Annotated in this window: 12 protein-coding genes; 6 read left to right on the forward strand and 6 right to left on the reverse strand. The window is 48.5% G+C overall.

The window, feature by feature from the left end; genetic code table 11:
* Window positions 1-19: 19 nt before the first annotated feature.
* A complete protein-coding gene (locus ABGI61_RS05800; protein ID WP_347598278.1) occupies window positions 20-319 on the reverse strand; it encodes a YciI family protein in 300 nt (99 codons plus the stop codon).
* A gap of 197 nt (window positions 320-516) precedes the next feature.
* Here ABGI61_RS05800 and ABGI61_RS05805 point away from each other — a divergent pair, with 197 nt between their 5' ends.
* Complete coding sequence (locus ABGI61_RS05805) at window positions 517-1,947, forward strand: sodium-dependent transporter (protein WP_347598281.1); 1,431 nt, start codon at window positions 517-519, stop codon at window positions 1,945-1,947.
* A 74-nt stretch (window positions 1,948-2,021) separates the two neighbouring features.
* Here ABGI61_RS05805 and ABGI61_RS05810 read toward each other — a convergent pair whose 3' ends face one another.
* From ABGI61_RS05810 to tsaA, 3 genes are all read right to left on the reverse strand, one after another.
* On the reverse strand, window positions 2,022-3,749 hold the full coding sequence (locus tag ABGI61_RS05810) for a proline--tRNA ligase (protein WP_347598284.1): 1,728 nt from the start codon (window positions 3,747-3,749) through the stop codon (window positions 2,022-2,024).
* A gap of 61 nt (window positions 3,750-3,810) precedes the next feature.
* A complete protein-coding gene (locus ABGI61_RS05815; protein ID WP_347598287.1) occupies window positions 3,811-4,878 on the reverse strand; it encodes a Kelch repeat-containing protein in 1,068 nt (355 codons plus the stop codon).
* Window positions 4,847-5,557 (reverse strand): tRNA (N6-threonylcarbamoyladenosine(37)-N6)-methyltransferase TrmO, encoded by a 711-nt coding sequence (tsaA, locus tag ABGI61_RS05820; protein WP_347598290.1) that lies wholly within the window; start codon window positions 5,555-5,557, stop codon window positions 4,847-4,849. The genes ABGI61_RS05815 and tsaA overlap by 32 nt, the downstream gene beginning before the upstream one ends.
* Window positions 5,558-5,709: 152 nt before the next feature.
* Between tsaA and purU the strand changes: the two genes are divergently transcribed.
* A complete protein-coding gene (purU, locus tag ABGI61_RS05825) occupies window positions 5,710-6,543 on the forward strand; it encodes a formyltetrahydrofolate deformylase (protein ID WP_347598293.1) in 834 nt (277 codons plus the stop codon).
* 65 nt (window positions 6,544-6,608) lie between these two features.
* Complete coding sequence (locus ABGI61_RS05830) at window positions 6,609-7,139, forward strand: hypothetical protein (protein ID WP_347598296.1); 531 nt, start codon at window positions 6,609-6,611, stop codon at window positions 7,137-7,139.
* Here ABGI61_RS05830 and can read toward each other — a convergent pair whose 3' ends face one another.
* A complete protein-coding gene (gene can, locus ABGI61_RS05835) occupies window positions 7,140-7,790 on the reverse strand; it encodes a carbonate dehydratase (RefSeq protein ID WP_347598299.1) in 651 nt (216 codons plus the stop codon).
* A 191-nt stretch (window positions 7,791-7,981) separates the two neighbouring features.
* On the opposite strand from can, the gene ABGI61_RS05840 reads away from it, so the two are divergent.
* The 3 genes from ABGI61_RS05840 (at window position 7,982) to ABGI61_RS05850 (ending at window position 11,451) form a co-directional block, all read left to right on the forward strand.
* Window positions 7,982-9,400: a mannose-1-phosphate guanylyltransferase/mannose-6-phosphate isomerase gene (locus tag ABGI61_RS05840; RefSeq protein ID WP_347598303.1), complete on the forward strand. Its 1,419-nt coding sequence runs from the start codon at window positions 7,982-7,984 to the stop codon at window positions 9,398-9,400.
* Window positions 9,387-10,826: a phosphohexomutase domain-containing protein gene (locus ABGI61_RS05845; RefSeq protein ID WP_347598306.1), complete on the forward strand. Its 1,440-nt coding sequence runs from the start codon at window positions 9,387-9,389 to the stop codon at window positions 10,824-10,826. The genes ABGI61_RS05840 and ABGI61_RS05845 overlap by 14 nt, the downstream gene beginning before the upstream one ends.
* 94 nt (window positions 10,827-10,920) lie before the next feature.
* Window positions 10,921-11,451, forward strand: a complete 531-nt coding sequence (locus tag ABGI61_RS05850) for an H-NS family histone-like protein (RefSeq protein ID WP_347598309.1) — start codon at window positions 10,921-10,923, stop codon at window positions 11,449-11,451.
* 59 nt (window positions 11,452-11,510) lie between these two features.
* On the opposite strand, the gene ABGI61_RS05855 is transcribed toward ABGI61_RS05850, so the two are convergent.
* Complete coding sequence (locus ABGI61_RS05855; protein ID WP_347598312.1) at window positions 11,511-12,254, reverse strand: YciK family oxidoreductase; 744 nt, start codon at window positions 12,252-12,254, stop codon at window positions 11,511-11,513.
* Window positions 12,255-12,448 lie beyond the last annotated feature (194 nt).

The following is a 12,448-nucleotide window of genomic DNA, read 5'->3' on the forward strand; positions in this document are numbered from 1 at the left end:
TGTCCTTGTGTCAGTAGTGCTATGGCAGCACTTTTTTAAACGGTTTTACCGTTGAACGTGCATATACACCGGCAGCCAGATAAGGGTCGGCATCAGCCCAGGCCTGTGCCTCAGCTAAACTGGCAAACTCCGCCACAACTAAAGAGCCGGTAAATCCTGCCGCGCCAGGGTCCTGGCTGTCAATCGCCGGCAGCGGGCCGGCCAGCAGCAAACGGCCTTCACTCTTCAGCTGCTCTAAACGTGTCAAATGTGCCGGGCGGGTCGCCAGGCGCTTTTCTAAACTGTTTGCCACATCTTCAGAGTAAATCATATAAAACATAAGTTAATCCTTCACGAGCCTTCGTTATGCGGCGCACGATAGCAGATCCTAAGCGTGCTTCCAACGCTGTTAAACGCATCGGAGCAGTACAGCACTAGGATTTAGCGTAACAGCCTGTTAGCATGCAGGGCGCTTACAAAAAAATGAGCACAGCTCAATTATTCTAATAAGAAAAGATTCAGGGAGTCCGCGTAGTAATGAAACGTGAACAATTTAGCTCCAGCCTGGGCTTTGTACTGGCCGCCGCCGGTTCAGCCGTAGGTATCGGTAATCTGGTCGCCTTTCCGGTGATGGCCAGTAAAAATGGCGGTGCCGCCTTTTTAATCATGTATGCTTTTTTTGTGTTTTTTATCTGCCTGCCGGTCATGTTGGCTGAAATGAGCCTGGGCCGTCATACCCGGCAAAACCCGCTGGGGGCTTACACTGAAATCGGTCAAAACCGCGCCTGGCGCACGGTAGGTTGGCTATCAGTGCTGACGCCTTTTATGATAGGGGTGTTTTATCTGGTGATTACGGTATGGATTTTTGGTTATCTGGCCAAATCGGTAATGGGGCAGTTGACTGACCTAGCCGCGCCGGACAGCTTTGGCAGCTTTATTAACAGTAACGAGCTGTTTATTTATATGGCCATCGTTATTGGCTTAACCTTCGCTATTTTACAGGGCGGGGTAAAGCAGGGCATTGAAAAAGCGGCACGGGTGCTAATGCCAATGCTGTTTATTATGCTGATTGCGTTGGTGATTTATGTGTTTACCCTGGATAACGCCATGCTGGGCGTGAAGTTTTTCCTGGTGCCCGAGTTTGATAAGTTAACCGGTAAGGTATTGAACGGTGCTTTGGCTCAGGCGTTTTTCTCACTGTCGCTGGCGATGGGCATTTTAATTACTTATGGCTCTTATATTCAGAAAAACAATGACATAGTGCATGCCGGTAAAATGGTGGCGGGGTTGTCATTACTGGTAGCTGCCTGCTCTGGCTTGCTGATATTACCGGCAGTGTTTTCGTTTAACCCGGATATTCAGTTAAGTGAGCTGTCTGAGTCCAGCATTGGCATGATTTTTATGTTCTTGCCAAAAATCTTCCTGGCATTGCAGGCCGATATTGGCTATTTCGGCGCCTCTTTTATTGCCAGCTTCTTTTTTCTGTTAGTGTTTTTTGCGGCATTAACCTCACTGGTGTCTATTATTGAGGTGCCAGTAGCCAGTTTAATGGACGGTAAAGGCGTGTCACGGCGTAAGGCGCTCTACACCCTGGGTGCAGTGATGATAACGCTGGCAGTGGTATGCGCTTTGTCGTTTGGCCGGGTAGAGCTATTTAGCAGTTTAACCAGTTATGGCTTAAATGCCGAAGGCCAGCCGATTGTAAAATCGTTTTTCGATTTGGTGTATGACATCTTCTACGAAACCATACTGCCGTTAAATGGATTGTTACTGTGCTTATTTGTGATTTATCGCTGGAAAAAACATAACTTCGACGCTGAGATAAGCCAGGGTAACACTACCTTTGCCGGCTCACTACTGCAAAAGTATGTCAATTTCTCGCTCGGTACCTTTATTCCACTGATCCTGGCAGTAATTTTTGTAAATACCGTATCGACCATTTTCTTCGGTAAAAACCTGCTGTTTTAAGCGCGAAGTGACACATAAAAAAGGGCAGATTTTTCTGCCCTTTTTTACTGTCATCAGTGAGATGCTAACCGGTATTACTTTGCCAGTTTCAGCTGCATGGCAGCTACCACAGACGGAATATCCAGCATCTCTTTTTCGCCTGTGCGGCGGTTTTTGTACTCTACCTGCTGGTTATCCAGGTTACGCTCGCCAATAACGATGCTGTGTGGAATACCCATCAGCTCCATATCGGCAAACATTACGCCGGGCCGCTCTTTGCGATCATCAAACAGCACGTCAAAGCCAGCAGCGGTCAGCTCGTTGTAAAGACGCACCGTAGCTTCTTCAATGCGTACTGACTTGTGCATATTCATTGGAATAAGCGCAATTTGAAACGGGGCTATGGCGTCGGGCCAGATAATACCGAACTCATCGTGATTCTGCTCAATGGCCGCCGCGATAATGCGCGATACACCCACACCATAGCAGCCCATGGTCATGATCTGGTGTTTGCCTTCTTCGTTTAACACACCGGCTTTTAATGCCTGTGAGTATTTATCGCCCAGCTGGAAGATGTGGCCTACTTCAATACCGCGTTTAATCACCAGCTTACCGTTACCGCATGGGCTTGGGTCACCTTCGACGATATTACGCAAATCAGCCACGCTGTAATTTTGGCTGTCGCGATCCCAGTTAACGCCGGTTAAATGGAAGCCATCTTTGTTGGCACCGCAGCTAAAATCAGCCAGGTGTGCAGCGCTACGATCAACAATTACCGGCAGTGGCATGCCTACCGGGCCAAGAGAGCCAGGGCCGGCACCAATAGCGGCGCAAATTTCTTCTTCGCTGGCAAAGACCAGCGGGCTTTGCACCTGAGGTAGTTTCTCGGCTTTGATTTCGTTTAATTCATGATCGCCACGCAGCACTAAGGCCACCAGTGGCTGGGTTTTGTCGTTGTCACCTTTTACGCCATACACAATCAGGGTTTTACTGACTTGTTTGATGTCCTGACCTAACACGGCTGCAACTTCAGCAACGGTTTTGGCATTAGGGGTCGCTACTTCAGTCAGTGCCTGGCTGGCCGCTGGCCGTTCACCGGCTGGCGCAATGGCTTCGGCCATTTCAATATTGGCGGCATAATCGCTGCTATCAGAGAAGGCGATAGCATCTTCGCCTGATGCGGCAAGCACGTGGAACTCGTGTGACATACTGCCACCGATGGCGCCGGTGTCGGCCAGTACCGGACGATAATCCAGCCCCAGGCGGGTAAAGATGTTGCAGTAAGCCTGAAACATGGCGTCATAGGTTTGCTGCAAGCTGTCCTGGCTTAGGTGAAACGAGTAAGCATCTTTCATTAAGAACTCGCGCGCGCGCATCACGCCAAAACGTGGCCGGCGCTCGTCACGGAACTTGGTCTGAATTTGATATAAATTCAGTGGCAGCTGTTTGTAGCTGGTAATTTCACGCCGTACTAAGTCGGTGATTACTTCTTCGTGGGTTGGCCCCAGCACGAAGTCGCGCGTGTGGCGGTCTTTAAAACGCAGCAATTCGGCGTCCATTTTTTCCCAACGGCCAGATTCTTGCCAAAGCTCAGCAGGTTGTACCATCGGCATCAGCACTTCAATGGCGCCCGCTTTGTTCATTTCTTCCCGCACGATTTGCTCAACTTTGCGTAGCACCCGCACGCCGGTAGGCAGGTAGGTGTACATGCCCGAGGCAACGCGACGGATCATGCCGGCGCGCAGCATAAGCTTATGACTGATAACTTCGGCATCGGCCGGGGTTTCTTTTACGGTAGATAGTAAGTACTGACTGCTGCGCATCGTATTCTCGTATGTCGTGCTAAAAAATTGCCGCCATTCTAGCAAGGCGGCAGGGGCAATTCTATTGGAGTTTTATCGGGTGATGGATAAGCCGGGGGCTAACTTGCTGGCCGCTTTGCATGCCACCTACCGAGTAAATCTGGCCGTCTATTTCAATCAACGAGCGTAAATCCATCACCGGCGTAGTATCTAAGGCTTTTAGCCAACGCTGTTCAGCGACAGAAAATACCCATACTTTGCTGTCAGGTTCAGACGGCTGGCCGTTATAGCCTATGCCGTTATAGTTGTACGGGTTAGTGCTGCCACCGATAAACACCAACATGTCTTTGCCGTCTATTTGGGTGTTAATAGCAGCCATGCGATAACGCGCTGTGCCGGTGGGGTGTGCTATCAGGCGCCAGTCTATTTTATTGGCGTTATCACCTACGGTGCCCAGATAGCAGGCAGGTTCGCTCTGGTAGCTGGGCTTTTTATCGCTGTAATAATTCAGTGCTACACCATCACACAATAGCATAGTATTGCCTGCCATCGCGCCGGCCAGGCCAAACACCGGCTTGCCCGGAAATGGCGTGGCCTGCGACCAGCGCTGGGTAAAGTTATCAAATTGCTGTACTAAATTGACATTACCGTGATCGCTCCAGCCGCTTACCAGATAGATGTAGCGGTTTTGGTACGTCAGGGAAACGGCGTCATCGACCGGTACAGGAATATCGTTCAGTCGGGTATAGCGGCGGGTGATAGGGTCAAGACGGTAACTGTCAGTGGCGGTTTGCTCACTGCCATCAGCATTCACACTAAAACCACCAAACACAAAAAAATTATTATTTAGTGCAACAGCACTGGCTGCAATGCGGCCATTTACGCGCTGTTGGCTGGGTACTGGTGGCAGATTTTGCCAGCCAAACTCGCCAAGGGTATGCATAAACACCTTATTGTGAATGTCGCTGTGCTGTTTGCCAGGGCCCATACCCATAAAGCTGACAATATAGGTTTTGCCTCTAATGCTGGTACTTGCTACGGCATTATTACTTACCGGCTCAGGTAAGTCAGGTAAGGTGCTGGCCGATAGGGCAACACAGGTTGCTGCAGCGGTCAGCTTAAGGCTTAAGCTGATGAATTTCAGTAACATGGTTATGCTCTCCGGTTACGGTCCACTTAATGTTGTATTGGTACAAGCTCATGCCATAGCTTTGCTCGCCATCGCGTTGCTTTTTGTACGAGGGCCTGGGATCTTGTTTTAATACTTTCTCGATAAATACTTGTAAATCGGGGTATTGGTTTTGCTGGCGGCAAAAATCGCTGGCCTGCTCGGAAAAACTTACTGTCATCGCTGTTTCTGGTGCGCTGTCGGCGAAGCCGCCTGCCGCCTCAGGTAAAGCATCAGAGTAGGGCAGGTAAGGCTTGATATCAATAACCGGCGTGCCATGTAGCAAATCTATGCCGCTTAGCTTCAAGCACAACTTACCATTTTTACGTTCGACGCCTTCCAGCTTTACCACGGACAAACCAACCGGGTTGGGTCTGAACGTAGCGCGGGTGGCAAATACACCTTTGCGGGCATTACCGCCTAAACGTGGTGGCCGTACCATTGGCGACCAACCTTTGTCGGCAGTTTCATGAAATACAAACAGCAGCCACAGATGGCTGAAGCTGTCGATACCGCGCAAAATGGCGTCATCATCATAACCTGGCTCTAGCTCCAGGTAGCCAATGGCTTCCGGAATCAGACCAGGCTGGCGCGGAATAGCAAATTTTTGTTTGTACGGCGATTGGATATAGCCGACCACATTAAACTGAAACGACGCCATAGGCTCCTGTTATGCGCTGTTAAGTAACACTGCGGTATTATGCGGTTTTTTGCCAAAACAACAAGTTAAGCCAAAGACGTCTAAATGTCTTTGACGCTGAAGCTAAAGATGCGGTAAAACATCAACCTTGCACTCAATGACAGATAACCGCTATGGAACGTAAGATTTTATTAACGGAATGCCCAGACTCCAAAGGCCTGATCGCGCAAATCACCAATATTTGCTATAAGCATCAGCTGAATATTATTCGCAATACCGAATATGTTGACCCGGTAAGCGGCCGCTTTTACATGCGCACCGAACTAGAAGGCGTATTTAATGATGCGACCTTACTGTTTGATTTAGACCGGGCCTTGCCTGCAGGCTCTGAGCGCAGTTTGGTTAGCCAGCGTGCTAAGCGGGTGGTTATTTTAGTAACCAAAGAAGCGCATTGCTTGGGCGATATTTTAATAAAGGTATTCGACGGTTCGCTGGCGCTGGATATTGCCGCCGTGGTGGGTAATTACCCAGAGCTAGCGCAACTAGCAGCTCGTTTTGATTTACCTTATCACTTTGTCAGCCACCAGGGGTTAAGCCGTACTGAGCATGAAGCGGCGCTGCTGGAGGTGATTAGGCCCTATCAACCGGAATATCTGGTGCTGGCTAAGTTTATGCGTATTTTAACACCGGCGTTTGTTGCGCAGTTTCCGGAAAAAATTATCAACATTCATCACAGCTTTTTACCTGCTTTTATTGGCGCAAACCCCTATCAGCAAGCGTTTGAGCGCGGCGTGAAAATTATTGGTGCTACCGCCCATTTTGTGAATGATGATTTAGACGAAGGCCCGATTATTCAGCAGATGGTGGCGCCGGTTGATCACAACTTTAGCGCGGAAGATATGGCCCGTGCCGGCCGTGATGTGGAAAAAGCAGCATTGAGTAAAGCCCTGCAGCTGGTGGTAGAAGATCGGGTGTTTGTGCATGGTAATAAAACGGTGATTCTGTAACGGCGGGTTTTACTTTGCCGCCGTTATCTTTAATACTTTGCAAAACAGCAAGGTGAGATAACGCAATGAAATTTTTTTTGTTAAGCCTGTTACTACTTAGTGGCTTAGTCGGTGCCAATGAAACCCTGCCACTACATACTAAACTGGAGCCCTTTCGACCTTATCTGAACCAGCACTGGCAGGGCGATTTAACCCAGCCGGGTAAAATCGAGAAAGTTATTGATCGATCACTGTGGAGCCGGGCACTGAACGGCCAGGCCATTAAAACCGTGCACTCGATCAATAACGGCGAATATGGTGGCGAGTCGTTTATTTTCTGGGATGAGAAAAAGCAAAGCCTGGCGTATTACTATTTCACTACAGCCGGTTTTTATACTCACGGCACTATGGAGTTCAATGTGCAAAGTGGTGAAATTGTGGCGCTGGAAAACGTTGAAAACAACCAAAATGGCATTACGCAAGTGAAGTCATTCAGTCGCATCTTGCCGGATGGCACTTTACAGACAAAATCCAGCTATCTGCAAAATGGCAACTGGGTTGAGGGGCACAGTGCCACCTACCAGCCGGTGGCGGCGCAGCCCATTCGTTTTAAGTAATTATTTTTCAATAAATTCAGCAAGATCGACGGTGTAAATATCGTCGATTTTATCATTGCAGGAATGGCTGACGCGCAAGTCCTTCACACGGCCGTTGCGTAAACTGTATACCCAACCGTGGACCGTCAGCTCTTGACCGCGTTCCCAGGCTTCCTGTACAAAACTGGTGTGGCACAAATTACGTACCTGCTCCATGACATTTAGCTCTATCAGCCGGTTTAACCGCTCGTTTTCATCGCTTAGGCTATCCACTTTATCACGGTGCATCACGTAGACATCTTTGACATTTCGCAGCCAGTTATCAACAAAGCCGACGCGCTGCTTGGTCATCGCCGCTTTCACCCCACCACAGCCATAATGGCCGACCACCAGAATGTGTTTCACCTTTAAGATATCAATCGCGTACTGTAATACTGACAGGCAGTTCATGTCAGAGTGCACGACCAAATTGGCGACATTACGGTGCACGAACAGTTCGCCGGGTAGTAAACCGACAATTTCATTTGCCGGTACACGGCTGTCAGAGCAGCCAATCCACAGATATTCTGGCGCCTGCTGTTCAGATAACTGCTTAAAGAAACCAGGTTGCTCTTGCTCTATCCGATCCGCCCAGTTTTTGTTGTTAACAAACAGCTGTTTAAAATCTGGCATAACTTTACCCTGTCTGGAAAATCGCGTCACAATAGCCGATTCTACTCGGTTAATGAGCACCGACCAGCAAAAAAAGTCTGTATCAGGTTTTTCTCGGGGTAGATATGCATCTGCCTGCTGACGAGCGGGGCTGTCTGTGGCTATACTGAGCAGCAACAGAGTTAAACGGACAATTATTGAAAGGAGTCAGTATGATACCAGTCATTCTAAGTGGCGGATCGGGCACCCGGCTGTGGCCACTGTCCAGAGCAAAAAAACCCAAGCAGTTTCTGCCGCTGCTTAACGATAAAAGCATGCTGCAAAACACCTTACTACGGGTAAAAGGCATTTCCGGGCTTGGTGCGCCACTTATTATCTGCAACGAAGATCACCGCTTTATGGTGGCAGAGCAACTGCGTGAGTTGGCCATCACAAACCCTGCCATAGTGTTAGAGCCAGAAGGGCGCAATACGGCGCCTGCCATAGCGGTGGCAGCGCTTAAAGCTATGCAACAAGGCGATGACCCGTTATTGCTGGTATTGGCGGCTGATCATGCGATTAAAGATGTGCCAGCGTTTCATCAGGCAGTAGAGCTGGCCGTGCCTGCAGCTAATCAAGGCAAGTTAGTGACTTTTGGCATAGTGCCTACCAGCGCTCACACGGGGTACGGTTATATTCGCCGTGATGCGAAGCGTGATCCAACCTTGCCAGCCGGAGTAAGCAGCGTGGCCCGGTTTTATGAAAAGCCTGATGCAACAACTGCGCGCCAGTTTGTCGACAGCGGCGAGTATTACTGGAACAGTGGCATGTTTTTGTTTAAAGCCAGTCGTTTACTGGCTGAATTACACCAGTTTGCACCAGATATCGTAGCAGCCGCTGAACAGGCACTGGCTAAAGCCAGCACTGATCTGGATTTTATCCGGCTGGACAAGGCGGCGTTTAGTGCCAGCCCATCCGATTCTATTGATTACGCGGTAATGGAAAAGTCTGCTAATACCGTGATGGTGCCGCTGGATGCCGGCTGGAGCGATGTCGGCAGTTGGGATGCATTGTGGCAGGTGATGGCAAAAGATGAGCAGGGTAATGCCTGTCGCGGCGACGTGCTACTGGAGCAATGCCATAACAGCTATGTGTACGCTGAACAGCGTTTAGTGACGGCAATAGGACTGGATGATGTGGTGGTGGTGGAAACCAAAGATGCGGTATTAGTAGCGCATAAAAGCCAGTTGCAAGGCGTAAAAAATATTGTTGCCAAGCTGCAAAGTTATGGCCGTTCTGAAGTGGATCTACACCGGGAGGTGTTCCGGCCCTGGGGTAAGTATGACTCGGTCGATAGTGGTGAACGTTATCAGGTAAAACATATCACGGTAAAACCGGGCGCCAAATTGTCGGTGCAAATGCATCATCACAGAGCTGAGCACTGGGTGGTGGTGAGTGGCTCGGCGCTGGTGCGCAACGGTGATAAGGAGTTTCTAGTCACTGAGAATGAGTCAACCTTTATCCCGGTTGGCACCATTCATTCGCTGGAAAACCCGGGCAAAATTCCGTTGGAGCTGATTGAAGTGCAGTCTGGCAGCTATTTGGGTGAAGACGACATTATTCGCTTTGAGGATAAGTATGGCCGCAATTGATAATCTGCTGCGCTGCTTTAAAGCCTATGATATCCGCGGCAAACTCGATGAAGAGCTCACCGAGCAGCTGGCCTGGTGCATTGGCCGTGCTTTTGCCAAAGTGGTTAAGCCGCGCAGTGTGGCACTAGGTGCGGATGTGCGTGCCACCTCCGAACCATTAAAAAACGCGCTGGCATTGGGGTTGTTAAGCGAAGGGGTCAATGTAATAGATCTTGGCATGACAGGCACTGAAGAGGTGTATTTCGCTGCACAGCATCTGGATATTGACGGCGCTATTGAGGTCACCGCCAGCCATAACCCAATTGATTACAACGGTATGAAACTGGTGCGTGACAACGCCCGACCTATTAGCGGCGATAGCGGTTTGTTGGACATTAAACAGCAAACAGCATTGTTATTAAGCGAGCCCTTTCCGGCGCTTCAGTTTAATGATTTTGTCGCCAGCACCCGTACTAGTGATCATTTGAGCTGGCAGGGCGCTAGTTGGCAGCGTCAGTCGCTGTTGCCGGCTTACGTTGAGACGCTGCTGAGCTTTATTGAGCGTGCAAACCTTAAGCCATTAACCCTAGTGGTTAACGCTGGTAATGGTGCTGCCGGTCATGTCGTAGATGCTATTGAAGCGCAGTTTGACAAGGCAGGGGTGCCAGTAACGTTTATTAAAGTGCATCATCAGCCTGATGCGACATTTCCAAATGGTATTCCTAATCCGCTGTTGCCAGAGAATCGTGCTGCGACTGCGGCGGCGGTTGTGGCACATCAGGCCGATTTTGGTATCGCCTGGGACGGTGATTTTGACCGCTGTTTCTTATTTGACGAAAAAGGCTGTTTTATCGAGGGCTATTATATTGTTGGCCTGTTGTGTGCGGCCTTTTTAACAAAACATCCCGGACAAAAGATTATTCACGACCCGAGATTATATTGGAACACCCAAGCGGTAGCGCAGCAGCACAACGGCATGGCGATAATGAGCAAAACTGGCCATGCCTTTATTAAAGAGCGTATGCGCAGTGAAGATGCGCTGTACGGCGGTGAAATGAGTGCCCACCATTATTTTCGTGACTTTGCTTATTGCGATAGTGGCATGATCCCCTGGTTGCTGGTGGCTGAACTGGTGTCATTGAGTGGGCAGCCATTATCAGCATTAGTGGCACAAATGATTAAAAATTTCCCGTCATCCGGCGAGTTGAATTTTCATATCGAAGTACCCAAAGTTGTGATAACTAGAGTGCAGCAGTATTATCAAAATAAAGCGCTTGAAACCGATTTTACTGATGGTCTTAGTATGAGTTTTGCCGACTGGCGGTTTAATTTGCGAAGTTCTAATACAGAAAACGTACTGAGATTAAATGTCGAATCACGTAGTAATGTCCAGTTAATGGAACAAAAAACGGCTGAAATTATTTCAATCTTAACCAAGGCTGAATGAATGATATTGTTTTTTAGATTTAGCTATTGTTCTGCGCTTTATTTCAGGAGCTAAATTGCTTATCCTTTTATGCACTTAATTAGAGGAGATGGCAATGTCGATTTTATTAGATAAGCGTGAACTGAAAAAAGCCGCCAAAGAGTTAACTTTGGTAAAGCTAACCGACGTCATTGAGACGTTGAACAACGTGCTGGCTGAGCGGCAAAAGGAAGTTGAGCTTATCAGCCAGTTAGAGCAGTTGGCTAAATCACAAGGGTTTACTCTGGAGCAGTTAGGCTACAAGTTAAGTAATGATGTGGCTGTTAGTGATGCGCCGGTAAGCGCAGCAAAATCGGATAAGCGTCCAACTAAACCAAAATTTAAAACCATCAACAAAGAAAGCCAGTATTTTTATGTCGAAGCAGGCCAGTTACAACTTCTGCGTACCCATACCATGAAAAAGGGCTTACAAGAACGTGGCATTGAAGTAGTGCCAGTCAGTAAAGTAGATAAAAAGTATGCCAAGCAAATCGACAGTTTGATTGCTGAAGCCACTGCGCAAGCAACGGAAAATTTTAATGCAAAAGTGGATGCCTGGAATGAATGGGCCGCAGCGAATGGCGAAGAAATTCTAAGCAAAAAATAATCAGGCTAGTGAAACCTCTTCGATAATAAGAAAAACCCGGCGCAATGCCGGGTTTTTGCTTATTTGACCTGTGCATCCATTGACTGGCCATTGACAGCAATACTGTCATCACTCATCAGGTACAGATAGAGCCACATTAAGTCGGCTGGGGTTTTTAGCAGGTTAACATCTTCACCCGGATACGCACGGCTGCGCATTTTTGTGCGGGTAGCGCCGGGGTTAATACAGTTACAACGAATATTGCTGTTGTCATATTCATCGGCAATTATCTGCATTAAGCCTTCTGTGGCAAATTTAGATACGGCATAAGGTCCCCAGAAAGCGCGGCCTTTGCGGCCCACACCCGATGAGGTAAACACTACTGACGCATGCGGTGCTTTTTTCAATACCGGCAGCAAGGCCTGTGTCATCAACATGGCTGATGTCACATTCACCTGCATAATGTCCTGCCAGGTAGGTAAGTCGATATGTTCAAACGGGCTTAACACGCCGAGCATGCCGGCATTGTGCAATACACCATCTAATTTACTGAACTCGGTCTGAATGGTTGCTGCCATATCGCGATAATGTTGTGCGGTAGCGCCTTTTAAATCCAGCGGAATAATGGCCGGCTCTTTACCTCCTGATGCGATAATTTCATCATACACGGCAGTAAGTTTATTAACCGTTTTGCCAAGCAGGATAACGCTGGCACCATGCCGGGCGAAGCTTAATGCGGCTTCCTTACCGATACCATCACCAGCGCCGGTGACCAGTATGACTTTATCGTTAAGGGCATCCTTAGCTGCTTGATAATTTTGCATAAAATTTTACCTGTTGCTGCAAAAACGGCGCAAGCATACGCCCAAACGACTCAGTTTGCACCTTTCTTCGTGGAATCTGTATTTTTCAGCTAGCGATTTCTTTTGGTTTGAGTTAACTTTAACTGGTCGTAGCTGTTACAGCTATATTGGCAACAGGTTTCTAATAAGCAAGGTAAACAACTGCTTTGCAAATA

The organism is Rheinheimera fenheensis, assembly GCF_039871805.1.
Classification (GTDB): domain Bacteria; phylum Pseudomonadota; class Gammaproteobacteria; order Enterobacterales; family Alteromonadaceae; genus Alishewanella; species Alishewanella fenheensis.